Below are 24,853 nucleotides of genomic sequence, written 5' to 3' on the forward strand. Positions count from 1 at the left end.
TTAAGGCTCATCGAAAGATGGGCCTTTTTTTATGTGCATTCTATCCTAATTTTATAAAAATCTGAAAATAGCCTAAGCATTACTAAATAAAGAGACGAAAAATGAGTCTTTAATGACAATTTAGATATGATTTGTTAGATTAAAGCCACTTGATAATAATAGGTGATGTAATGAGATTTTTAGTTCTTGCAACTTTATCTGGTTTAGCTTTAATGGGTTGTGCTTCTGTTCAGCAAGCACCTAATACACAAGAAACAATTCGTTATGCTTCTAGTCCATGTTTTGGTGCATGTCCAATATACTCTGTAGAAGTAACACCTACTGGTTTAATTCGATTTGAAGGTAAACAATATACAAAAACACTTGGTGTTAAAGAAATCCAAGGTAGCGTAAAAGATTATCAAAAACTTGCCAGTGAATTAAAAACTTATCGTCCTCAAACAGGAACTCAATCAAAAACTGCGGGTTGCCAGCAAACTGCAACTGACATGTCTAGCTATTACATTACTTGGATTAAACCTAATGGCACAGAAACAAAATTAAGCCATTACACAGGTTGTATTTCTCCAGCAAACAACAGACTAAATAAAGTTATGGAAAAGTTACCTGAACAATTAGGCATCAAAGATTTAATCTAACGATAAAAGCCCCATAATTTGGGGCTTTTTCTTGTTAAGAATATTTATAGACTTAAGAGTTTTATTTTAAGTATTTCTAAATAAATAAGCGTATAATACATATTATAAAAACATATATTGTTTGGGTAAGTACATGTCAAATATTGTTTATGCCTTCTTAGGTAGTTTGCTACTGGGCATTGCAACAGTCGGTTATTTATATATAAACGGTCGCATCGCTGGAATTAGTGGTTTGCTTGCTCAAATCATTAATCCGTCTAAAGATATCTTTAAAGGCTCTGCATTTTGGTTTATTGCTGGATTAATTATTACACCCTTTATTTATGGCTATTTTTTTCAACCCGAAATTGAAATTAAAGCGAATATGTTTGCTCTTATTTTAGCAGGCTTATTGGTTGGTTTTGGTACTCGGCTTGGATCAGGTTGTACAAGTGGTCATGGTATTTGTGGGATGAGCAGATTGTCAAAACGCTCCATGATAGCAACAGCAGTTTTTATGTTCGCTGGCATGTTAACTGTTTATATCGTTCGTCATGTTTTGGGGTAATGTCATGAAAAACATTTTTGCTTTTATATTTGGTAGTTTGTTTTCATTAGGCTTAATGATTTCGGGAATGTCGAATCCTGAAAAAGTATTAGGTTTTTTAGATATCTTTGGGCAGTGGGATATCAGCTTAATGTTTGTGATGTTAGGCGCAATTGCTGTGGCATTTATTCCATTTCAAAAGGCTATAAAAAGTCCTAAAACAATCTTTAATGAACAAATTCAATTACCAATGAATACACAGATTGACCAAAGGTTAATTGTTGGTGCTTTTATTTTCGGTATAGGCTGGGGAATAGCAGGCATATGTCCAGCGCCCGCTTTAACACTTATCGGATTAGGACATTTTGAAGCGCTTTATTTTATTGTGGCAATGTTATTAGGAATGTTTATTTACCGAGTTTTAAATAAAGGAAATTAAACTTATGCAACAACCTCTAGTAAAAGATTTTTTTGATGAAAACACCAATACTTTTAGCTATGTTGTTGCAGATTTAGCGACTCGTCAATGCGCGATTATTGATAGTGTGCTTGACTACGACGCAGCTTCAGCAACTACAAAAACAACCAACGCTGATTTAATTATCGATTATGTTTTGGCTCAGAACTTTAAAGTACAATGGATTTTAGAAACCCATGTACATGCGGATCATATGACCGCGGCTCAATATTTAAAGTCTCAATTGGGTGGTACAATTGCGATTAGTCAAAAGATTTCAATTGTCCAAGAAACATTTTCTGCTATTTATAATTTTGATTTTAAGAAATTCAATGAAAATCAGCCTTTTGATTATTTATTTGAAGACCATGAACATTTTAAAATAGGAGAGTTAGATGCCTATAACATTCCTACACCTGGGCATACACCCGCTTGCTTAAGCTATGTGATGGGTGATGCTGTTTTTGTAGGTGATACTTTATTTATGCCTGATTATGGCTCAGCGAGATGCGATTTTCCTAAAGGAAGTGCGGCAGCACTTTATGATTCGGTACAAAAGCTTTATACACTTCCTGACAACATGCGCATGTTTTTATGCCATGACTATAAGCCAGAAGGCCGTAATGAATATGTCTGTCAAACAGATATTAGAACCCAAAAACAAAGCAATATTCATTTAAACCAAAGAGTTTCCAAAGACTCATTCATAAAAATGCGTCAAGAGCGAGATGCTACTTTGGCAATGCCAAAATTAATTCTGCCTTCCATTCAAATTAATATAAACGGTGGAAACTTTCCGGAACCAGAATCAAATGGCATCCGTTATTTGAAACTACCTTTCAACTACTTCTAAAAATAGCCTAAGCAGTTATTCTAAATCTTTTTTATCTATCCGAATAGCCTAAGCTAATTATAAAATTGACACCTTATAAAATAGCCTAAGTAAGATTTAAAGAACTTGTCTTAAATCCCGCGAAGTCTCTTGCAATAAAGGCAAAATGTGTTGGATTAAATATTCTTCAGTTGTTTTCATAGTTGGAGAAACAATATTTAAAGCTGCAACCACTTTAAAGTCTTGTCCATAAATGGGTACGGCGAGCGCATGAACACCTAATTCGTGTTCTTCACGTGAATAACACCAATCTTGCTCTCGAATTTCTTTTAGTAACTCTAAAAATTTATCATTTTCGACATGCGTATATTTGGTTAGACGCTGAAGAGGATATTTTTGAAGCCAGTCCAATTGTTCTTGCTGGCTTAAATGTGCCAGTAAAATTTTACCCGCCGATGTCGCATGAGCAGGTAAGCGGTTACCCAAATGTAAACCATATGGATTTACACGGTCGGTTTGTTGGTGGGCAGCACTACGGGCAATGGTAATGGCCTCATAACCATCAAGCACCATCACTGAATAAATGAGAGAAGTTTGGTTAGTTAACAGATTTAATAAAGGCTGAGACACTTTTGGAAGTTGAGCTGCACCTAAATAAGCTCCTGAAAATTTAAGAACTTTCGGAGTTAAATAGTAATAGTGGCCATCTGACTCAAGATAACCTAAATATTCTAATGTTAATAAGTGTCGTCTTGCTGCCGCTCGGGTGAGTCCGGTTTTTTCAGCTGCCATAGAAATGTTTAAACGATGTTGATTACTGCTAAAGCTATCTAAAATCGCCATGCCTTTACCGATGCCAGCAATGTAATCTTCATGACGAATCGTTTTTTTGTTGTCCTGATTCTGGATTATCCGTTCATCTTTACTCATTACTGGTCCTTGTACGATAGAAGCTTAGTAGATCAATTTGCTTTACTGAAAAAGTTTACTAATTTCATGTCGCAAAAATTGATGTCTTAAATTATCCCTTAAATCTTCGTGCCAAAACATACCCATTTTAATATTGGTTATCTCAAAAGGCAGAGAATGTAAGCAAATTTCAGGACTATAAGATAAATGCTGCAAAATCATACGAGGCATGGTCAATATTGCGTTGGCTTGAGCCGCCAGAACTTGTAACGCCGTTGAGTAGTTTTGACAGCGCATAAATACATTTCTTGAAATTTTCTGATGTTGGTTTAAATAAATATCTTCAAGCAAAGCACCCGTACGGCGTGACGAAACACCGATGTGTCGTCCATTAATATAACGAGATAAATCGACTTCTTTAAGTTGGCTGCAAATGACGAACTCATCTGTGACCAAATGATCAAAGGTAATTTTAGGAGATAAGTATTGTTCTAGGTCAATCACGAAATCGAGCTGCTGCGTCGCCAAGTCCGCCATAATATGTTTTCGATCGAGCTTCATACTGACAAACTGCAAATCTAAATTAAGATTTTGAAAATGTTGAGCAAGCCTTGGAAGAATAATAGGCTCAATTTCATCATGCACGGCGATTTTTAAGCTTTTTAAACTGGTTGGATCAAAGACATGTTTCTGCTGGCTAATATTTTGGATGGTTAAAAGTGCTTGTTTCACAGTTGGATAAATCTGTTCTGCAAAAGGCGTTGCAGACATTTTATTACCTACACGTATAAATACATCATCTTCAAGTTGCTGACGTAAACGCTGCAAAGCATGACTTGCTGCTGACTGCGTAATATTGAGACTACTTGCCGCATTTGAAATACTTTTTTGCTCATAAATTGCGATAAATAGCGGATATAAATTGATATCAATTCGGTGAAAAAAGCTTAAGTCTAAACCGTGAAGGTTATGAATATTATTCATTTGATGTTATTTAATAAAATCATTTTATTCATATTAAGTTTCAAGTTATGTTGATGTAAAGACCAAATAATGATGTAAAGGAAAAAGAATGTTTGAACTCTCAAAAAAAGCTCAGGATTTTACCGAGCGAACAAGAAAATTTATTTTAGAAGAAATAGAACCTGTCGAAGCAAAATTTTGGGAAGAAGTTCATGAATTAAATCCAGATGGAGACTGGAAAAAATGGCAATGGCCTGAGCTTTTAGAAACTTTGAAATCTAAAGCAAAGCAAGCTGGTCTTTGGAATATGTTTTTACCCGATGAAAAGCTGGGTGCAGGGTTAACTGTTCAAGAATATGCGCATATTGCTGAATTAACTGGCCGCAGCTTATTGGCACCTACCGTTTTTAACTGTAATGCACCAGATACAGGAAATATGGAATTGTTATGGCGCTATGGCAGTGAACAGCAAAAAAAGCAATGGTTACAGCCTTTATTGGACGGAAAAATTCGTTCGGTTTTTTGCATGACTGAACCTGATGTTGCATCAAGCGATGCAACCAATATGCAAGCAACTGCACTCATCGATGGTAATGAAATTGTTTTAAATGGCAAAAAGTGGTGGTCGTCTGGCTTAGGTGACCCAAATGCTAAAGTCATTATTTTTATGGCACATACTCCAGATGAAACTAAAGACCCCCATCATCAACACTCTATGGTTTTAGTACCGATTGATACGGCGGGTGTCGAAATTCAACGAATGTTACCTGTGTTTGGTGACTACGATGCACCACATGGACATGGTGAGGTTCATTTTAATAATGTTCGAGTACCTATTGAAAACTTTATTGGTGGAGCTGGCCAAGGTTTTGAGATTGCACAAGGTCGTTTAGGGCCAGGGCGTATTCACCATTGCATGCGTTGTATTGGAGCTGCTGAAAAAGCTTTAGAGCTTATGATTGATCGAGGCATGTCTAGAACGGCGTTTGGCAAAGAAATTTTAAAACTTGGTGGGAACCTCGAACGCGTAGCTGATGCTCGTGTCGCCATAGATCAAGCCAGACTTTTAACCTTGTATGCTGCTTATAAAATGGATACTTTAGGAAATATGGCTGCTTTAACAGAAATATCTGCAATTAAAGTAGTCGCTCCAAGTGTATTAGAAAAAGTAGTCGATATGGCGATTCAGCTACATGGCGGTGCGGGCGTTTCAAGAGATACGCCATTAACGGGTTTCTTTGCCCAAGCACGCAGTTTACGTTTAGCTGATGGTCCAGATGAAGTACATAAAGGCATGATTGCCAAATTAGAGTTGGCCAAACGTGGTTATTTCGGTCGTCATAAGAAAGTATAAGTTTAAAGGAAATGAAGATGTCGGTAATTGATATAGGCGGTGAAGTACGTGAAGGTGAAGAGCTTGATATTGGGGCAATTGAAAACTGGTTAAAGAACCAAGGTGTTGAGTTGATCGGCTCAGCAGCCGTTACTCAATATACAGGTGGGGCATCGAATTGGACTTATCGTTTAAAGTATGAAAATACCGATTTAATTTTACGTCGTCCTCCTAAAGGCACAAAAGCCAAGTCAGCCCACGATATGGCCCGTGAATATATGGTGCAGAAAAATCTTGCACCTTATTATCCTGTGCTTCCTAAAATGGTCGCACTTTGTCAGGATGAATCGGTCATTGGCTGTGATTTTTATGTCATGGAACGCATTGAAGGAATTATTCCTCGTGCAAAATTACCGCCTGAGCTTGGCTTTAATGAAGAAAATGTTCATGAGCTTTGCGTAAATGTTGTTGATAAGTTGATTGAATTACATCAAGTTCCTTATGAGAACACGCCTTTAGCTGAACTTGGCAAAGGAACAGGATATTGCCGTAGACAAGTTGAAGGTTGGGATAAGCGTTATGAAAAAGTCCGCACAATCAATGTCCCTTCTTTTAAATATGTCCGAAAATGGTTAAATGATAATATCCCTCAAGACTCTACGACTTGTATTATTCACAATGATTGGCGTTTTGATAATGTGATTTTAAATCCAGAGCATCCAACAGAAGTGATTGGGGTGCTGGATTGGGAAATGGCGACCTTGGGCGATCCATTAATGGACTTGGGTAGCGCTTTGGCCTATTGGGTTGAGCCAACGGATAATATGATTTTTAGATCAACACGCCGGCAGCCAACTCACTTAAAGGGAATGTTCTCTCGTAAGGAAGTCGTTGAGTATTATTTGCAAAAAACAGGATTGGAGCCTCAAAACTGGGCTTTTTATGAAGTGTTTGGTGTATTCCGTTTAGCAGTGATTGCCCAGCAAATCTATTACCGTTATTACCATAAACAAACTCGAAACTCTGCTTTTAAAGATTTCTGGATTGTCATTCATGCGCTACATATCAGAGCTTTAAAACTTATCGCACAGCAAAAATTGCAAGAATCTGAATTTGCTCAGCAATCTCTACAGAAAATACAGGGTATTTTAAGAAAATGACCACAATTTATCTGGTAAGACACGGACAGGCATCGTTTGGTAAAAGTAACTATGATGAGCTGTCTGAAAATGGTGAGGCTCAGGCGAATTTATTAGGTCGTTATTTTAAGCAAATATTGAAAGAACAACCTTATGTGGTTGCAGGAACTATGCAGCGCCATGAGCAGACTGCAAAGCTCGCACTTAATGAATGCTTTCCAGATGCGGTGATTCAACATAATAATTTATGGAATGAGTTTAACCATCAACAGGTTTTTGCACGCTATGAGCCGCGTTTTGAACAGCCTGAACTGCTAAAAGCTGATGTTGCACAAGAACAAAACCCGCGTGCTTATCTTGCCAAAATATTTGAAGGCGCCATTGGACGATGGACAGATGGCGATTTTCATCATGAATATGATGAGTCTTGGCCCCACTTTAAAGAAAGAGTCGAAACAGCATTGCAGCAACTTTGTGATGAGTTAGCAAAAACCAAACCTCGCTATGCAATTGTTTTTACATCTGGTGGTGTGATTTCTGTAGCAATTGGAAAACTGCTTGAACTCAGTCCTAATCGAACTTTTGCATTGAATTGGGCAATTGCGAATACAAGCCTCACGACTTTACGTTTAGTTGGAAATGAAGCTCAGGTTTTAAGTTTAAATGAACACCATTTTATAAAAGCTGAACGTCCAGATTTACTGACATGGATTTAAAATAAGGATAAAAGCATGGCAAAGACAATTTTAATTACAGGTGCAAGTTCTGGATTGGGCGCAGGTATGGCGCATGAATTTGCAGCCAAAGGTTATAACTTGGCGATTTGTGCACGCCGTTTAGACAGATTAGAAACTTTAAAAACTGAACTTGAAAACGAGTACGGTATAAAAGTCATTGCAAAAAGTCTCGATGTCACCAATTACGATCAGGTTTTTGAAGTATTTCGCGCCTTTAAAAAAGAGTTTGGCTATTTAGACCGAATTATTGTAAATGCGGGAGTCGGAAATGGCCGTCGTATTGGTAAAGGTAATTTTGAAATTAATAGAGCCACGGCCGAAACAAACTTTATTTCTGCTTTAGCACAGTGTGAGGCAGCAGTTGAAATTTTTAGAGAGCAAAATGCAGGTCACTTGGTGGTGATGTCATCTATGAGTGCTATGCGTGGATTACCAAAACATTTATCGACTTATGCTGCAAGTAAAGCCGCGGTTGCTCACTTGGCCGAGGGTATTCGTGCTGAATTATTAGATACCCCAATTAAAGTCTCAACCATTTTCCCGGGTTACATCCGAACTGAAATCAATGAAGGCGCTAAACATTTACCTTTTGAAGTCGATGCAAAAACAGGATGTAAAGCTTTGGTCAAAGCTATCGAAAAACAACCTGTAAAGGCTTATGTGCCGCAGTGGCCATGGTTACCCATGAGTATTGCTATGAAAGTTTTGCCTTTAAGATTAGTTAATAAATTAGGATAAAAAATACCCCCTAATTTAGGGGGTATTTTTTAATTAAAACTTTTTGGTGTAATTAACAAAAAAACGGTCTTCGCCAAAGTCATTGCCGTGCTTAACATTGTAATCAATACGAATATATTGTAGGGCCACGCCTTTTAAGAAGGGTTGCTGAAACGCATAGTTTAAAATCACATTCGATTCTGTTTCATGATTTTTCTCACCATTGGCTGCTTTAAAGTCATTTCCGTAAACATATTTCACCATCGCGTTTAAGCCTGGTACATAATCTTTAAAGTCATAGCCATACATGACATGATAAGACTTTTCATCTTTTTTAAAGAATCCGGTGGCGTTCCAGTTAATGAAATAGGTCTCTGGTAAGAAACCATCCGGTAAAGGGTATGCCGATTCACCAATAATTTGTTGGTAACCCAAACCAAAGGTATGGTTTTTTACTTTAACTGTTTCTAGTACCCCAATATTCTGCGCATCGATATCAAAAGTATTGCCGTCATTTTTGGCATTGAAGTACTTAAACTTAGAAGTAAGCGCAAAGTTAGGTTGTTTCCAATTATGCTCAAGTCCTACATAGTGCTTGTTGTAGAGGTCTTCTAAATTACCGAAGTAGTATTCGCCCTTTAAAGACGGCGTAAATTGATAGCGCAGGTCAATGTAATTCAAGCCATCAGATTCTTTGGTAATTCCATTTGATGTGAACGAAAACTTTTTAAAATCTTCTTCATTTCGTGGCGACACTTTTTCCACTCGGCCAATTTCAGCATAAAGCTGATCTGAAAGTTGTGACTTTAAGTTGGTTCCCCAATATGAAGTGAGTAACTGACGACTAGCGTCTACGGCAGTTACTGGTAAATCTAACCAAAGTTCACCCACACTTAATAAAGTTTTGTCATAGCCCAGCTTTAAAGTAGCGCCGTATTTTAAATAGTCGGATGCCTGAGATTGTGTTTCTTTATTAAAAGGTAGAACCGTATCTGCGACGTGTTTGTCAGAACTTAAACGCACGGCGTATTGAACAGAAGCATCGGCCCCAATTGTGATTGGCTTGTCAGCTATGACTAACGGGGTGTCATGCATTTTCGACTTATAAAATAATGACGCTGCCTGAGACCAACTACCCGTATCTTTGATGGCATCGTTATCAAAATCGCGATTGATATAAGCATTTTTTAAAGTGAATTTCCATTCATCTTCAGTTTGCTGATTTGGATTTGCGGCCCATGAGTTGCTGCACATCAGTAATAAAGTGGCAACGGCTAAAGTGTGTGGTTTAAAACGGTGAAATAATTCCATAATCCATTTCCCAAATGTATGCCAGTCCTCGGCACTACGTAATTTTGAATATTTCGGTACTCTCTAAGCGTTTAGTTAGAGAGTACATTTTGGCAATTGGTGAGACCTATTAATTTAATTTTTCAAGCTTCATACTTTCACTAAAGAATTTGCAGCCTTTAAAAAGCAGAATTAGAGCCAGTACACACGACAGACCATCCACAATAGATAAAGAAGAACCCACCATTAACGGACTACCAAAAACTTTATCTGTAATAATTGCCACCAATGTTGTACCAATACCGAGTCCAATTAAGTTACTCACCAAAAGGAATAGGGCAGAAAGACGTGCTCTAAATTGGTTGGGCGCTAACATTTGTAATGCTGTTGCCGAAATTACTAGAGGGAAAGATGCAAAGAACATTGCAGGAATCAATAAGCTGACTGAAAGCCAGAGCTGATCTATTTGGGTAAAAAACGCGATTGGAATAATCAGGCCAACAATACCAATCACCCCCGTAAACATTGGTGCATCTTGACGACCTTTTTTAATAAACCAGTCGTTTAGCCAACCTGCACAAAACACACCTAAGGTATTTGCAATTAACAGAATCGTACCGAGCATGTAACCTGTTTCAGTCGGTGCAAGTTGAAACTTTCGAATATAAAATGCAGGTGTCCAGCTAGTCAGGCTGTAGAGTGCCATTGCATAAAAGGTAAAACCTAAATAATGACAAACAAATGTTTTCGAATGTTTTTTGATAAACTGAAGACATTGTGAGAATTTGACTTGGTCAACTTGTCCATTTTGGTTGAGCTGTTGGCCTTTACGTGCAGGGTCTTTAACGGTCAGAATAAATAGCAGACCAATAATGATGCCAGGTAAACCGACTACAAAAAAGGCAATTTGCCATGCTTTAAGTGCGCCTAATAGTGGAACTTCAATGAGCGTTACGCCTTTAAGCAAATTAATGACATAACCGCCCACTAAAAAGGCGATACCACCACCTAAAAAAGCGCCAATTGAATAAATTCCGACAGCACGACCTAGTTTGTCCTTACTAAACATGTCGCTGAACATTGAATAAGCGGCTGGAGATAACGCAGCTTCACCCACACCGACTGCCATACGACTCAGGAACAGTTGAATAAAGTTTTTACTTAAACCACAAGTGGCCGTTGCTAAGCTCCAAACAATAATCCCGATTGAAATCAATTTTGGTCGTGAAAAACGATCGGCAATATAGGCTAAGGGTAAACCCATAACCGCATAAAACAGTGAGAAGGCAAGGCCATGTAATAGGCTAAATTGTGTATCTGAAAGCTGGAGATCTGCTTTGATGGGTTCAATCATCAGCGCCAGAATTTGGCGGTCAATAAATGAAAATATATATGCCAACATACAAAGTGTGACGACATACCATGCATAAGCATTGCTTTTCTTTTGTGTCCTTTCAACAGCGATATTACTTTGGTTCATACACTTAATCCTTATGTATAAAACGCTTAAAGAAATTGATATCTAACTTTTATTATTCCTCTGAAGTTTTCGATATTTCCCCCTTTTAGATAAGAATAATAAATAGGCTAGAAATGAGTAATTTGGTCTCGTATAGACCGGAAGAGTGTGTTTAAACCCAATTAGGAGTTAATGGGTTTTTAAAGATCATGGAATTATTATTTTCTTTTTATATGTAAAATTCCATTACTTATTGAGTATGTTAGAATACCTAAAAAGTATGTTAAGTAAACAAATAGTAATAATTTATTGAATTAAGAAACTGATTTTTATTTATTTTTTAATATTAAAACTTATTTTGATAAAGAGCAGCGAGAAAAGAAGAACTGTTTCATGCTGCTCTTGAGCGTATCTAACCCGATATCAAGTCAAATAATTAACTTGATGGCATGAGGTCAAATAATTTTTTTAACTGGTGATTTAAATTGTGGAGCTCATCTTCTGAAAAAGCATTCAGGATGCCTGCCAAGGTAACCACACTAATTTGATTAATCTGTTCAACCAGCTCGACACCTTTGGGAGTTAATTTCACCATCGAAATTCGTTCATCGGTGGTAGAAGAGTAGACCTCAACAATTCCATCTTCTACTAAGCGATATACAGCTTTTGTTGCCGTAGTTAACTTTAAGGTAGAAAGATTAGCGATATCGGTAATACTGGCTTCACCCAAAGCATTAGTACTTAAAATGATTTTACGGCGTGTATTATCAATACCTAGTTTTTTTATTGATTTTTCAATGAGTTGTGAATATTTTCCGTTAACTTGGGATACCCAAAAAAAAGGGAAGTTTTGAATACTCGACGGTTCTTTATTAGGAAGAAATTGTTCTAAATGATCAAGCATAGCTAAGCAATAACTTAGTGAAAAAAGGGTAATCCTATTATAAACAAAATTTTGGATATTTCCTTGGGAACAAATTATAAAAAATACTTGACAATTCCATTAAATTTTCCGATATTTTAATTGATTAATAAAAATACATGGAAAAGTGAATGAATATTATTAGCCAAAGCGTGCACAAAGGAAGTGGCAAGCTCAAGGTGATGGTCAAGGACACAATTGATATTCAAGGTCTAAAAACCATTGCTGGTAGTCGAGCTTTACTAAATGTTGAACCTGCTCAAGATGATGCTGAGGTGGTTAAAAACATTTTAAAAGCTGACTGTGAAATTATTGCCAAAACAAATTTGCACGAATTGGCTTTTGGCATTACAGGCATTAACCATGCTTTTGGTACACCCATCAACCCTAAATATCCTGAACTTATTCCAGGCGGATCTTCGAGTGGTTCGGCTGCGGCAGTTGCAGCAAAACAAGCAGATTTTACTTTAGGTACCGACACGGGCGGCTCTATCCGTATGCCCGCTGCGTGCTGCGGAGTTTTTGGTTTAAAACCAACTTTTGGCCGTGTGAGCAGAAAAGGTGTATATCCGCCGTCGAGTTCTTTAGATTGCGTTGGTCCTTTTGCAAATTCAGTCGAGATGATTGAAAAGGCCATGCAAATTATTGATCCAACTTTCAAACCTACGGAATTTACTCGTACACCAAAAATTGCTGTTCTCGATGTAAGCGCAGATCAGGTTGTTTGGAACTGTATTCATCAAGCACTTCAAAAAGCCAATTTACAGACCACTTTAGAAAAAGTTGAACATTTTGAAGCAGCTTATGATGCAGGCATGCAGATTATTAATTATGAAAATTGGCAAGCTTTTGGTGAATTAACCCAAACTGGCTTAATTGGTTCTGATGTAAATGGCCGTTTATTAAAAGCAGCACACACCACTTTAGAGCAAGTAAAACAAGCGGAAGCTGTGAAAGCGCAGTTGACCCAAGAACTTGACGCTCTACTAGAAAAATATGATGCCTTGGTTCTACCAACACTTCCGCAAATTCCACCAAAAGTTTCTGAAGCTGAAAACACGGTCGCTTTTTTGAATCTTACAGGTTTAGTTCGACCATTTAATTTATCAGGTCATCCCGTTATTTCAGTGCCACTTGAAACCAGTGAAGGTTTACCAGTGGGCTTACAGATCGTATCGAAGCATCAAAAAGATGAGCAATTATGCGCTATAGCTAAATTTTGTGTTGATGCAATGCAATAAATTACAAGGAGTTAGATGATGAATAAGTTGTCTAAAATGGAGTTTGTTTCTCAAGACAAAGCAGTTAACTTAGATGCTTTGTGCCAAGAAATCCGTGAGCGCGCAGTGACAGGTGAGTTTGATGAGCAGGCTTATATCTCACTGGATATTATCGAAAAACTTAAACAAATCGGTGTTTACCGTGCACTGGTTCCGAAACGTTTTGGTGGTGATGAATGTTCACCACGACAGTTTTGCGAATTGATCGAAACTTTATCTAAAGCTGATGGTTCGGTGGGCTGGGTAGCAAGTTTCGGCATGAGCCCTGCTTATTTAGGAAGTTTGCCAGAAGAAACGCTTAAAGAATTGTACCAAAACGGACCAGATGTTGTGTTTGCAGGAGGTATTTTTCCACCACAACCTGCTGAAATTACCGATGAAGGTGTAGTGGTTCGTGGGCGTTGGAAATTCTCAAGTGGCTGCATGGGAGCAGACATTGTTGGCGTGGGAATTTCACCGCTTAAAAACAATGAAATGCAAGGCTTACCACGCATGGCAGTGATGCCTGCCAAAAAAGCCAAAATTGAAATGACTTGGGACACCGTTGGCCTAAAAGGTACAGGAAGCCATGACTTAGTCGTTGAAGATGTATTGGTCGAAAAGAAATGGACCTTTGTCCGTGGTGAACCTTCAAAACTCAGTGAACCATTTTTTAAATATCCGTCACTGTCTTTAGCGACTCAAGTATTAACCGTGGTGGGTATTGGAGTTGCCGCTGCCGCATTAGAAGAATTTGAAAAATTAGCACCGGGTAAAGCATCCATTACAGGTGGGTCAGAAATTGCAAACCGTCCAGTGACCCAATATGAGTTTGCTCAGGCAGATGCAGAATTTCAGGCTGCAAAGTCTTGGTTTTATCAAACCATGGATATTGTCTGGAATGAAATTATTGCTGGGCGTGAAGCAACTGCTGAACAAATTAGCGATATGCGTCTGGCATGTACCCATGCAGCGCGAGTTTGCGCCAAAGTCACCCGAAAAATGCAAATGCTCGCGGGCATGACAGCGATCTATACCAACAATCCATTTAGCCGTTTTGTGAATGACACTAACGTGGTGACTCAGCATGCCTTTATGGGCGATGCGACCTTACAAAATGCAGGCTCAATCAGTTTCGGGTTAAAGCCAACCCCAGGTTATTTATAAGTTTTAATTTTTTAAAAAGGATATTGAGATGGAAGCTAAAAAATCATTACGCGTTTTGTTCTGCATGGGTATTAACCAAAACTTTTTTGATGCAGAACCTGCTGAAGCCAAAGCAGTTTGGGCAGCGTTTGGTGAAATGTGGAATGGCATTCATGACTTACCGGGCGTGCATGTTTTTGGAAATCTTGATGATGACCAAAGCATGGTTGGCCCAAGTGCAGGTTGGCCTTGGACCACTTATTTGCTTGCTGATGTTCCGGATATTGAAACCGTACATGCCGCTTGTAACTTGTTTAGAACGACGGTAGTGGGCGAAGGGCCATACAAACTTTGGAAATATTGCAAAGTTGAAGCTCGTGTTGGGCGTGAATTGATTATCCAACGTTAAGGCGATGGCAATGAATGACAAAGTGAATTTTGCAGAAATCATAGAGCGACTAGAACAGTTAGAAGCGCACAACGCCATTCGTAACTGCCTGAACCGTTATATGGAAATCTGCGACGAGCTCAATGCAAATACAGACCTTAACGAGCTGATGAATCTTTTTGATCAAGACTGTATTTGGGAAGGTGTTGGTGAGAAATATGCCAAATCCTTTGGCCGTTATGATTCTTGGCAGTCGATTTACGACATGTTTAAAAGCTATACCCAAAAAGAATCTCACTTTGTTATGAATGCACACTTTGTAAATTCAGAACAAATTTATGTAAATCAAAATGATGCAAATGCTTCATGGCTGATGTTGCAGACTTCAACGTTTAAAGATGGCCGTAGTCACTTAAATACAGCAAAGCTCAACGTGAAGTTTCAAAAGCAAGCAGATGGAACATGGAAAATTAAACATTTCCAAACACAGAATATTTTCAGTCGTCCCGTATCGCATTGGCACAGTGAAGCCGAATTGCCGGTACCTTCCCAGGAATGACCCAGGACATATTTAAAAGGACTATTGATATGAACAGTATTATCCCAACGCATAACATTGGCACTGATTACGATGCTTTGGTTCAAAGTGACCGTGCCCATACCTCTCTTTATAAAGATGAACGCATTTTTGATGAGGAAATGGAAAAAATCTTTTATAGCACTTGGGTGTGGGTTGCACATGCCAGCGAAATTCCAGAAGGCGGAAGCTATAAAACCATTAATATCGGTAAACAGCCTGTGGTTGTGGTACGTGACCGTAAAAAGAAAGTCCATGTACTTTTAAACCGTTGCCGTCACCGTGCAGCAACTGTATGTGAACATAAGAAAGGAAAAACCAACAGTTTTGTATGTCCGTACCACGGTTGGAGTTATGCACTTGACGGTAGCTTACGTGGGGTGCCATCTCCGGAAAGTTACGGCTATTGTTTAGATAAATCAGAATTACCGTTGGTGAGTCTACGTGTAGAAGAATATAACGGCATGATCTTCGCTTCATTTAAAGAAGATATCCAACCGCTTGAAGAGTTCCTTGGACCAGCAAAAAAATGGATTGACCTGTTTATGAAACAAGGTGCAGGTTATCCAATTAAAGTGTTGGGTGAACACCGTTTCCGCTTCCCAGGTAACTGGAAAATCCAGCTTGAAAATACTACCGATGCTTATCACTTCCCATTGGTACACAAGTCATTTTTAAGTTCTGTCGATGAAAAAACCGAAGAACTCTTTAACTTCGAAAACCAGCCGGGTTTTGTTGAAGATTTAGGTAATGGTCACAGTGTGATGGTCATGATTCCTGAACTGGTTGATTTAGACGAAGAGCTCATGGAGCGTCCAATTCAAGAACGTTTTGAAGGCTTGGCTCAAGCTTTGCGCGACGAAGGTCATGAAGAGTTAGAAGTACGCCGTATTGTTCGTGCAGTTGGGGGTTCTGGCTTTAATTTAAATTTATTCCCGAATATTGCATGTTCAATGGCGTTCTTCCGTGTTTTACAGCCAATTTCAGTTGCTGAAACAGAAATTCATCACTCGGTGATTACGATGGACGGTGGTCCACAAATTGCCAACCAATATCGCTTACGTTTGCATGAACATTTCCAAGGTCCATTTGGTTTTGGTACACCAGATGACTCAGAAGCTTGGGAGCGCGTACAACACGGCGCCAATGCTGGTAATGATTTATGGATCATGCTCAACCGCGGTTTACCGGGCGAAGTCAAAACCGAAGATGGCTTAAAAAGTGATGTCAGTGCTGAAACAGGTATGCGTGCAGCATATCAGCAGTGGAAAAAGATGATGACGGCTTAAGGAGAGAGCAATGAATATGAATCTGCAATTATTAAATGAAGTCACTGCTTTCATCTGGGCTGAAGCAGATATGTTAGACCACAGTGAATACCGTGAATGGCTCAATTTATGGAATGAAAAAGGTGTTTATATCATTCCGATTGACCCAAACCTCACTGATTACGAAAACAACTTAAATTATGCCTATGACGATAATCATATGCGTACTTTGCGTGTAGAGCGTCTGGAAAATGGTGAAGCAATTTCTACAGCGCCTAAAGCAAATACTGTGCGTAGTATTTCTCGTGTACGAGTGATTCAAGATCAGGATGATGAAATCGTTTTACGTTGTGCTCAAAACTTACGTGAATTCCGGAAAGAAAACCTCAAGCATTACACAGCTGATATTACCTACCATCTAACTCGTGATGCGGCTACAGGTTTTAAGATTAACCGTAAAATCATTAATTTGGTTAATTCTACCGATACCTTAGCTGGTATTAGCTACATTCTTTAGGAGCGGTAACATGAAACAAGTTGTTTTAGTGACAGGTGCTGCTTCTGGACTCGGTAATGTCATTGCTGAATATTTTGCGAGCCAAGGCCATCAAGTGATTTTGTCAGCGAGTACGCTTGCAAAAGCCGAAAACGCCAAGGCACAAAGTCAATATGCACAAAATATGTTTCCCTTGAAATTAGATATTTCAGTTGAGGCAGATTTTCATGCTGCGGTGCAATGGATTGAAGAGAAATTTTCTAAACTTGATGTGTTAATTAACAACGCAACCGTCACCAAAGCAACGCCAGTATTAGAAATTACCGCAGCTGATTTTGATTGGGTGACCCAAGTCAACCAACGTGGCACCTTTCAAGCTTGCCAAATTATTGGTCAATATATGGCTAAAAAAGGCTATGGACGCATCATTAATATGGCGTCTTTAGCTGGACAAAATGGCGGTACGGCAACGGGTGCACACTATGCGGCAACCAAAGGCGCGATTGTGACGTTAACCAAAATTTTTGCCAAAGAGTTTGCGGCAAAGGGGGTGACGGTCAATGCGGTTGCACCGGGACCGATGGAGTCTCCAATCGTTCATAGTGTGGTGTCTGACGAAAAAATGGAACAGTTCATCCAAAATATTCCGGTTAAAGCTTTAGGAAATATGCATTTTATTGCTGAAACTTGTGGGTTGCTTGCGAGTCCAAATGCGGGGTTTGTGACTGGTGCAACATGGGATATTAACGGTGGTTTATTCATGCGTTAAGCCAATCGCTTAACCATGAAAAGGGAGTTAAATCATGACTACACTTTATGATGTTGTCGTTAAAAATCGCCATGTGGAAGGTGGAAATATTGCAGTCATGGAATTTGAGTCTGCCACTTCTACAACATTGCCAAAAGTTGAAGCGGGTGCGCATATTGATGTGCACCTACCAAATGGTATGGTGCGCCAATATTCGCTTTGTCAAAATCCAAATGACGAAGGTAAGTTCCGACTAGGAATTTTGCGTGACCCTGAATCACGTGGTGGCTCAGTCTCGGCTTTTGATGAAATTAAAGATGGCATGCAAATTCAGGTCAGTGAACCGAAAAATTTGTTTCCACTTTTAAAAGCCAAACACAGCGTATTGATTGGTGGTGGAATCGGGATTACGCCATTAATCACGATGGCATATCAACTTGCACATGAAGGGTCATCATTTGAGCTTCATTACTGCGGCGCTAGCCCTGAAAACTGCGCTTTTGTTGATGAAATTAAAAATGGTGAGTTAGCAAAATATACAACCTTCCATTTTAAATCCGAAGGTGCAAGCCACCGAGCATTTTTTGAATCTGCCATTAAAGATATTGACTCGGAAAGCCATATTTACACCTGTGGTCCAGTCGGTTTCATGGACTGGGTGATTAACCTTGCCACGACTCACGATTTTACTGAACAGCAAATCCACAAAGAATATTTCCAAGTTGAAACTGACACTTCTGGAGATTCATTTGAGGTGGTGGCTGAGCGTAGCGGAAAAATTATTATGGTTGAAGCTGGCGAAACCATTTTGCAGGCTTTAGCTAAAGAAGGGATCGACATTGAAATGTCTTGCGAGCAAGGCGTATGCGGAACCTGTATGTGTGATGTAATTGAAGGCGAACCTGATCATCGAGATGTTTATTTTACTGATGAAGAAAAAGCCAGCAATGAACAAATATTGGTGTGCTGTTCGCGCTCTAAAACACCGAGACTAGTTTTAGATATCTAATGCTCTCGTGATTTATATGGATGTAAGAGAAGGTTTAGGAGAAAGATGATGAATGTATTACAACAAATAGATGAGTTTACGGTCGATCCACTACAGTTTCGACGAGCATTAGGAAATTTTGCAACAGGCGTTACCATTATTACTGCACAAAATGCACAAGGTGAGAAAGTCGGTGTAACCGCAAATAGTTTTAACTCGGTGTCACTCGACCCACCACTTATTTTGTGGAGCATTGATAAAAAATCTTCAAGTTTTTCAGTATTTGAAGAAGCGACACATTTTGCAGTCAATATTTTATCGGGCACGCAAATTGAGCTATCTAATAAGTTTTCGAGACGTAATATTGATAAATTTGCAGACACCAATTTTCAACTTGGTGCAGGACGCGCCCCCATTTTAGAAAATTGTTCTGCGGTGTTTGAGTGCGAACGCTATCAGGTTATTGAAGGTGGTGACCACTGGATTATTGTTGGTAAAGTGGTTCGTTTCCATGACCAAGGCCGAAGCCCGTTGGTATACCATCAAGGTGCATATTCTTGTGTCATGCCGCATCCAAGCCTTCAAGTTAAGCAAACTGAAGAGAACGGCGTAGACCAAACACATTATGGGCACTTATATAACAATGTCTGCTATTTGATGAGTCGTGCTTTTAAAGCTTATCAAACCGACTATATTCCTAAGCAAATGGCTTCTGGTTTCCGGACCAGTGAATCACGTCTTTTGCTCGTTTTGGCCAGTGGTACTGCTTCAAGTAAGGAAGATTTACCGCGTGATATTGCTATGCCAATGCAAGAGGTTGAAAGATCGGCTGAAATTCTAAAATTTGAAGGGTTATTGGTTGATCACGATAATTTATATGCACTAACGGAAAAGGGTAAACAAACGGCACAGTATTTGTTTGATATTGCCGATAGCCATCAAAATGAGGTGTTTAAAAAGTATTCTGAGGAACAAAAGGATATTTTTATTACCATGCTGCGAGATTTTGCAGGAGTAGCATAAGTCCCATTAAGCTGATAAATTGAATTGATTTATCAGCTTCTTCACATCTAGCTGACTATCATCAAAACAATTCCAAGGATAAGGAATTTTTGGCACATAATTTGTTTATCAATAAAACAAGATTGCAAATAAGCCAAGACATTGCACCACCATAAACGCAAAATTTTGAGCGGTTGCACATGTATAGAGAGGTAAGGGATGAACCAATATGTAAGCGATGCATTACTCACATGGACGCACCATATTAAAAGTGTGTGCGGCAATTTTGAAACCGATTTTGACGGAACCCGTAATTTATTCATTGGTGAAGTTCAGTGCTTTTTATTGGGCGATACCGAAATTGCTTTTATCAAAAACAATGCCAATAAAATTGTCCGAAAAGCCGATGAAATCGATCGAGTCAATAATCGTTTTTGTTTTTTGATTTTGCAGTATTCGGGAAAAATGCTGCTCGAATATAAAAATGAAACCTTAAGCCTGAATGAAGGCGATATTGTGTTGGTCGACCCAGTCGAAACCATTTCGATGTACCCGCAAGGTTTGGTAAGCCAGATTTCAGTGCACCTGTCGCGTGAAAAATTACTTAAAGAAAATATTAGTACCGAATATTTTGGAAAACTGATTACGCAAAATATGAGTGGTTTTTTGCTCAAGAATATTTTGAAAAATATGTCTGCTGAAAACATCAAACTTTGGTACGCAACTGAAGATGGTAATGCTTTTGAAGATGCGCTGATCGCCTTAATCAAACCCACAATCAATTATAAAAATATTAATAGCTCCAATAATCTAATGGAAAAAGCTGAGCGTTATATTATAGAAAACTTAGCAAAACCAGATTTAACACCTAAATTAATTGCAGAGCATATTGGAGTGTCGCTACGTCATCTCTACCGTCTATTTCTTCAAGAAAATTTATCTATTAACAAATATATACAGCTTAAACGCCTAGAAAAAGTTAAAGCAGATTTGCTTGATAAAAAGAACAAACAAAGCTCAATTACCCAAGTTGCCTTGAAATGGGGTTTTTGGGATGGCGCTCATTTTTCAAAAATCTTTAAAAAGACTTATGGTATTTCCCCTAAAGAATTTAGAGAGGGGATGTCGGTTTAAAATTTTCATCTCTCAATGTCATTTTTAGACAAGTTCGACGTCATTCTTGAACAAGCTAGCCCTATGTAACTGTGTTGAAATTAAATTCATTAGAGCAGGTTAGATAAGCTTAATAACCATAAAACTATTAAGTTGGTCTAATGAATTTCACTCACAGGAAGTGCATTTTAACTATCTGATTCAGATAGTTCAGGGATAGATGAAAAGGATGAAACCAATGCGTAAACAACGATTATTGAATGACATACAAAAAATACTGGTACTTAACTTATCAATCGCTGCAAGCTTTTGGGGACTCAATACTCAAGCGTTTGCTCATGGTGGCAAGGCCGACATGGTCTCACTTTATCAGAACATGAGTGAGCAAGGCGCTAAAGTTGTTAAAGATGACTTTACCAATACCTATACAATTACCAAAGGCTCTATGGTGGTGAGAGCCAAGCCAAACTCAAATCAGGTTTTAGTGAATGGCAAACCTTTAAAACTCAGCGTGCCTTTATTAATCAAAGAGGGTAAACCTGTTATTGGAAAAGATTTTTTTAATGAAGTCTTCCAGTCGGGGTTAGATCAAACTTTTAAAGTTGAAAATACCTTTCACCCGCTCAATAGCTTAAATTCTGATGAAATCAAAAATACATTTGATGTGATTAATCGCTCGAAATACGCCTACAAAAATATGCGTTTTGCCGAGTTAAAGCTTAAAGAACCTGAGAAAGCTAAAGTTTGGGATTACTTTATTAATCACAAAGAATTTAAAGAAGATCGTATTGCCTCATTTATTTTATTAAAGGGCAAACAAGCGATTGAAGGTGAAGTTAATCTTAATACTCAACAGGTCACAAAATGGAATGTACTTAAAGATACTCACGGTATGGTGCTTCTAGATAATTTTGAAGCTGTACAACGTGTAATTGAGACAAGTAAAGAATATCAAGATGCGTTACGCAAACGCGGCATTAGTGATGTGAAGAAAGTGATTGCTACTCCGCTAACTGTTGGATATTTTGGCGGTAAAGATGGTCTGGATAAACAACTCAATATATTAAAAGTCGTCGCTTACCTTGATGTAGGAGATGGGAACTACTGGGCGCATCCTATTGAAAATTTAGTTGCTGTAGTCGATTTAGATAAAGAAAAAATTATTAAGATTGAAGAAGGTGCCATCATTCCTGTGCCAATGGCAAATCGACCATATATGTCGAATAAGCCCGTAGCAAGTAAGCTAAAACCACTCAATATTACTGAACCTGAGGGTAAAAACTTTAGCATTACTGGTCAAACCATACATTGGGGGAACTGGTGTTTGCATGTGGCCTTAGATTCTCGTGTTGGCTTACAGCTTTCAACGGTGACTTATAAAGATAAGGGCGTAAAGCGTAAAGTCATGTATGAAGGTAACTTGGGGGGAATGGTGGTTCCATATGGCGACCCTGATATTGGTTGGTACTTCAAATCTTATTTGGACTCTGGCGAATATGGTATGGGAACACTTACCTCATCTATTATTCCGGGAACAGATGCACCCGACAACGCTGTTTTACTTGATGCCGTGATTGCAGACTATAAAGGCCAGCCTCAAGTAATTCCAAATGCCATTGCTGTGTTTGAACGTTATGCAGGACCTGAATATAAACATCACGAAATTTTTGGCAATCAAGATGCCAGTGAAGCACGCCGTGAACTTGTCGTGCGCTGGATTAGTACGGTTGGAAACTACGATTACATGTTTGACTGGGTATTTGCCCAAAATGGTGTAATTGGGATTAATGCGGGTGCAACCGGTATTGAAGCTGTTAAAGGCGTTAAATCACGCACCATGCATGACAATACAGCCAAAGAAGACACTAAATATGGAACTTTAATTGACCATAATATTGTTGGGACAACCCATCAACACATTTATAACTTCCGCTTAGACATGGATGTAGATGGGGAAAACAACAGCTTTATGCATATGGACCCTGTGGTGAAAGCCAATGACAAAGGTGGTGTCCGTATAAGCTCAATGCAAATTGACAGTAAAGTCATTACGAATGAGCAAAATGCAGCTGAAAAATTTGATCCGTCTACCATTCGCTTACTTACGAATTTCAATAAGGAAAATAAATTAGGCAATCCGGTTTCTTACCAATTGATTCCGTTTGCAGGTGGAACACACCCTGTGGCGAAGGGTGCCAATTTTTCGAAAGATGAATGGTTATTTAAACGTTTGAACTTTATGGATAAGCAAATTTGGGTGACTCAGTACAATCCAGACGAACGCTATCCTGAAGGGAAATATTCAAACCGTTCAACTCATGATACAGGGTTAGGACAGTTCATTGGCAACAATGAGAATATTGAAAATAAAGACCTTGTGGTGTGGATGACAACCGGTACAACCCATGTAGCACGTGCTGAAGAGTGGCCAATCATGCCGACAGAATGGGTGAATACACTCATCAAACCTTGGAACTTCTTTGACAACACCCCGACTTTAAACTTGGGTGAAGAAGAGCAAAACACACAGCACGACCATCACTAAAAATGTGAATAAGCCAGAATGGGTAACGAATCAGTTACCCATACCTGAGCACGGTTAGGCCGTTCGCAAAAAAGGAATTTCTCAATGAAAAATTTATTTTCTCAGGTTATGAGAGGGACTCTCTTTGTCTCATTTTTTTCAACTGTGCATGCTGGTGAGTTTGAAATTAAACCGACTTTTGAAGCAACTTTTGGGGCTTTTAGTAGCGGTAAAAGCTATAACGGCGAAAACCTAGATGATGAAAGAATCAATTGGCAAGAAGGTCATCTTAAATATGGTGCGAAGGGAAACTACACCTTTAAAAACAATCAGCTCTATGCAAGCTTGAGCGGCATTAGCTCGGCAACATTTGGTGATGGTGACGCCGGCCAAAATAGTAATGGCAAAGAACGTAAAACAGATGTGAATGAATGGATCATTGGTTTTAAAGACGGCACCAATAAAGATGAGTTAACGACCTATGATTTAAGTATTGGTCGACAAAATATCATGATTGGTGACGGATTCTTTATTGCGGGTGATGCATTAAATCTCGGTAAAGCGCCTGCGGACGGCACACTAGATCGGGGCGGAGCATATTATCTGGCAGCTCGTCGAAGCTTTGATTTTACAAGTTTGCTTCAATACAAACCGCAAGAGAATACAACCCTAAAGTTGGCTTATTTAAAGTCCGACAATAAAGCACAATTTTCACCTGAACTGTTTGTGACTGATCTGATGTATCAGCTTAAAGATAAAGGCATTGGGTTCACTTACTTAAATGTATTGGATCTTGAAGATGCTGAACAGGTTTCAGGACGACAAGACCTTAAAAATTATGCTTTACGTCTGAATTATCAACCTTTACCAGAGCTACAAGTTAAAACTGAGTTTGTTGTGCAAGATAAAAAAGATGGCCAAGAAAATGCTGGCTACTTAGCACTGAACTATAACTTTTTATCTTCAAAATATACGCCTTCATTAGGCTACCGCTTTAGTCATTTTTCAGACCAATACGACACCATGTTTTATGGAAATACAGTCGGTTTTGGCACGTGGTTTCAGGGAGAAGTTGCTGGAAATTATGCTGGCCCATTTAATAAAAATGCAGATATCCATCAAGTCTCTTACAGTATGAATCTAAAAGAAAATTTTATGTTGGGTGCTTTGGCCTATAAGTTCAAAACAGTAAATAAGTCTTTAACCAATGTAGATGGACATGAACTGGATGTCTTTTCAGTCTGGTCGGTTAATAAAAAATTCAACGTTATTCCTTTAGTGGGACTCTATAAACCAAAACACGATATCCATAGTGGTGGTACTCAAAACTACGATGACAAGACCAATGTATATGCGCAGTTGATTCTGCAATACATCTATTAAATTAGAGCGAAGGAGATCGTGTTTATTGGCGGTACATTC

The 24,853-nt window shown here is 38.7% G+C and carries 25 protein-coding genes; 20 read left to right on the forward strand and 5 right to left on the reverse strand.

The annotated features are described in order from the left end of the window. Nucleotides 1-170: 170 nt before the first annotated feature. The 4 genes from F985_RS12290 (at nucleotide 171) to F985_RS12305 (ending at nucleotide 2,474) form a co-directional block, all read left to right on the forward strand. Complete coding sequence (locus F985_RS12290) at nucleotides 171-638, forward strand: DUF6438 domain-containing protein (RefSeq protein WP_004701369.1); 468 nt, start codon at nucleotides 171-173, stop codon at nucleotides 636-638. Between the two features lie 133 nt (nucleotides 639-771). Next, nucleotides 772-1,185 carry a YeeE/YedE family protein gene (locus F985_RS12295; RefSeq protein ID WP_004701371.1) on the forward strand — a complete coding sequence of 138 codons (414 nt, stop codon included), beginning with the start codon at nucleotides 772-774 and terminating at the stop codon, nucleotides 1,183-1,185. A gap of 4 nt (nucleotides 1,186-1,189) precedes the next feature. Beyond that, entirely contained in the window at nucleotides 1,190-1,603 is a 414-nt protein-coding gene (locus tag F985_RS12300) for a DUF6691 family protein (protein WP_025469125.1), read from the forward strand. Between the two features lie 4 nt (nucleotides 1,604-1,607). Further along, entirely contained in the window at nucleotides 1,608-2,474 is an 867-nt protein-coding gene (locus F985_RS12305) for an MBL fold metallo-hydrolase (RefSeq protein WP_004701375.1), read from the forward strand. A gap of 96 nt (nucleotides 2,475-2,570) precedes the next feature. Here F985_RS12305 and pcaU read toward each other — a convergent pair whose 3' ends face one another. Both pcaU and F985_RS12315 read right to left on the reverse strand, forming a co-directional pair. Further along, nucleotides 2,571-3,383, reverse strand: coding sequence for an IclR family transcriptional regulator PcaU (pcaU, locus tag F985_RS12310; protein ID WP_004701378.1), 813 nt, complete (start codon nucleotides 3,381-3,383; stop codon nucleotides 2,571-2,573). A 42-nt stretch (nucleotides 3,384-3,425) separates the two neighbouring features. Then, nucleotides 3,426-4,346, reverse strand: a complete 921-nt coding sequence (locus F985_RS12315) for a LysR family transcriptional regulator (RefSeq protein WP_004701379.1) — start codon at nucleotides 4,344-4,346, stop codon at nucleotides 3,426-3,428. Nucleotides 4,347-4,434: 88 nt separating this feature from the next. On the opposite strand from F985_RS12315, the gene F985_RS12320 reads away from it, so the two are divergent. Genes F985_RS12320 through F985_RS12335 form a run of 4 tightly spaced genes read left to right on the forward strand, consistent with a single transcriptional unit; the run spans nucleotide 4,435 to nucleotide 8,272 of the window. Beyond that, nucleotides 4,435-5,679: an acyl-CoA dehydrogenase family protein gene (locus F985_RS12320; RefSeq protein ID WP_004701381.1), complete on the forward strand. Its 1,245-nt coding sequence runs from the start codon at nucleotides 4,435-4,437 to the stop codon at nucleotides 5,677-5,679. Nucleotides 5,680-5,696: 17 nt separating this feature from the next. Next, on the forward strand, nucleotides 5,697-6,818 hold the full coding sequence (locus F985_RS12325; protein ID WP_004701383.1) for a phosphotransferase family protein: 1,122 nt from the start codon (nucleotides 5,697-5,699) through the stop codon (nucleotides 6,816-6,818). Further along, complete coding sequence (locus F985_RS12330; protein WP_004701386.1) at nucleotides 6,815-7,513, forward strand: histidine phosphatase family protein; 699 nt, start codon at nucleotides 6,815-6,817, stop codon at nucleotides 7,511-7,513. The genes F985_RS12325 and F985_RS12330 overlap by 4 nt, the downstream gene beginning before the upstream one ends. Nucleotides 7,514-7,528: 15 nt before the next feature. Next, nucleotides 7,529-8,272 (forward strand): SDR family oxidoreductase, encoded by a 744-nt coding sequence (locus tag F985_RS12335; RefSeq protein WP_004701388.1) that lies wholly within the window; start codon nucleotides 7,529-7,531, stop codon nucleotides 8,270-8,272. A gap of 33 nt (nucleotides 8,273-8,305) precedes the next feature. On the opposite strand, the gene F985_RS12340 is transcribed toward F985_RS12335, so the two are convergent. From F985_RS12340 to F985_RS12350, 3 genes are all read right to left on the reverse strand, one after another. After that, nucleotides 8,306-9,562: an OprD family outer membrane porin gene (locus F985_RS12340; RefSeq protein ID WP_004701391.1), complete on the reverse strand. Its 1,257-nt coding sequence runs from the start codon at nucleotides 9,560-9,562 to the stop codon at nucleotides 8,306-8,308. A gap of 109 nt (nucleotides 9,563-9,671) precedes the next feature. Next, the gene (locus F985_RS12345) at nucleotides 9,672-11,021 is read right to left on the reverse strand and encodes a spinster family MFS transporter (protein ID WP_004701392.1); all 1,350 of its coding nucleotides are present in this window, start codon (nucleotides 11,019-11,021) and stop codon (nucleotides 9,672-9,674) included. A gap of 415 nt (nucleotides 11,022-11,436) precedes the next feature. Beyond that, the gene (locus tag F985_RS12350) at nucleotides 11,437-11,904 is read right to left on the reverse strand and encodes a MarR family winged helix-turn-helix transcriptional regulator (RefSeq protein ID WP_004701395.1); all 468 of its coding nucleotides are present in this window, start codon (nucleotides 11,902-11,904) and stop codon (nucleotides 11,437-11,439) included. A gap of 149 nt (nucleotides 11,905-12,053) precedes the next feature. Between F985_RS12350 and F985_RS12355 the strand changes: the two genes are divergently transcribed. The 12 genes from F985_RS12355 (at nucleotide 12,054) to F985_RS12410 (ending at nucleotide 24,814) form a co-directional block, all read left to right on the forward strand. Then, the gene (locus F985_RS12355; protein ID WP_004701396.1) at nucleotides 12,054-13,163 is read left to right on the forward strand and encodes an amidase; all 1,110 of its coding nucleotides are present in this window, start codon (nucleotides 12,054-12,056) and stop codon (nucleotides 13,161-13,163) included. A gap of 36 nt (nucleotides 13,164-13,199) precedes the next feature. Continuing rightward, on the forward strand, nucleotides 13,200-14,348 hold the full coding sequence (locus F985_RS12360; RefSeq protein WP_081401363.1) for an acyl-CoA dehydrogenase family protein: 1,149 nt from the start codon (nucleotides 13,200-13,202) through the stop codon (nucleotides 14,346-14,348). Nucleotides 14,349-14,376: 28 nt separating this feature from the next. Continuing rightward, nucleotides 14,377-14,736 (forward strand): hypothetical protein, encoded by a 360-nt coding sequence (locus tag F985_RS12365; protein ID WP_000387554.1) that lies wholly within the window; start codon nucleotides 14,377-14,379, stop codon nucleotides 14,734-14,736. Nucleotides 14,737-14,740: 4 nt separating this feature from the next. Then, entirely contained in the window at nucleotides 14,741-15,274 is a 534-nt protein-coding gene (locus F985_RS12370) for a nuclear transport factor 2 family protein (protein ID WP_081401278.1), read from the forward strand. Between the two features lie 29 nt (nucleotides 15,275-15,303). Further along, on the forward strand, nucleotides 15,304-16,581 hold the full coding sequence (locus F985_RS12375; RefSeq protein WP_004701403.1) for an aromatic ring-hydroxylating oxygenase subunit alpha: 1,278 nt from the start codon (nucleotides 15,304-15,306) through the stop codon (nucleotides 16,579-16,581). A gap of 10 nt (nucleotides 16,582-16,591) precedes the next feature. Further along, the gene (locus tag F985_RS12380; RefSeq protein WP_004701406.1) at nucleotides 16,592-17,077 is read left to right on the forward strand and encodes an aromatic-ring-hydroxylating dioxygenase subunit beta; all 486 of its coding nucleotides are present in this window, start codon (nucleotides 16,592-16,594) and stop codon (nucleotides 17,075-17,077) included. A gap of 10 nt (nucleotides 17,078-17,087) precedes the next feature. After that, nucleotides 17,088-17,825: an SDR family NAD(P)-dependent oxidoreductase gene (locus F985_RS12385; protein WP_004701408.1), complete on the forward strand. Its 738-nt coding sequence runs from the start codon at nucleotides 17,088-17,090 to the stop codon at nucleotides 17,823-17,825. Nucleotides 17,826-17,859: 34 nt separating this feature from the next. Next, nucleotides 17,860-18,813, forward strand: coding sequence for a PDR/VanB family oxidoreductase (locus tag F985_RS12390; RefSeq protein ID WP_004701410.1), 954 nt, complete (start codon nucleotides 17,860-17,862; stop codon nucleotides 18,811-18,813). 45 nt (nucleotides 18,814-18,858) lie between these two features. Beyond that, entirely contained in the window at nucleotides 18,859-19,815 is a 957-nt protein-coding gene (locus F985_RS12395) for a p-hydroxyphenylacetate 3-hydroxylase reductase component (protein ID WP_081401280.1), read from the forward strand. A gap of 198 nt (nucleotides 19,816-20,013) precedes the next feature. After that, nucleotides 20,014-20,928 (forward strand): transcriptional regulator FeaR, encoded by a 915-nt coding sequence (gene feaR, locus F985_RS12400; RefSeq protein WP_004701415.1) that lies wholly within the window; start codon nucleotides 20,014-20,016, stop codon nucleotides 20,926-20,928. Between the two features lie 208 nt (nucleotides 20,929-21,136). Beyond that, the gene (tynA, locus tag F985_RS12405; protein ID WP_081401281.1) at nucleotides 21,137-23,452 is read left to right on the forward strand and encodes a primary-amine oxidase; all 2,316 of its coding nucleotides are present in this window, start codon (nucleotides 21,137-21,139) and stop codon (nucleotides 23,450-23,452) included. Nucleotides 23,453-23,596: 144 nt separating this feature from the next. Then, the gene (locus tag F985_RS12410) at nucleotides 23,597-24,814 is read left to right on the forward strand and encodes a hypothetical protein (RefSeq protein WP_081401364.1); all 1,218 of its coding nucleotides are present in this window, start codon (nucleotides 23,597-23,599) and stop codon (nucleotides 24,812-24,814) included. The last annotated feature ends 39 nt before the right edge of the window (nucleotides 24,815-24,853 follow it).

Origin of the sequence: Acinetobacter seifertii, from assembly GCF_000368065.1 — a bacterium.
Lineage (GTDB): Bacteria > Pseudomonadota > Gammaproteobacteria > Pseudomonadales > Moraxellaceae > Acinetobacter > Acinetobacter seifertii.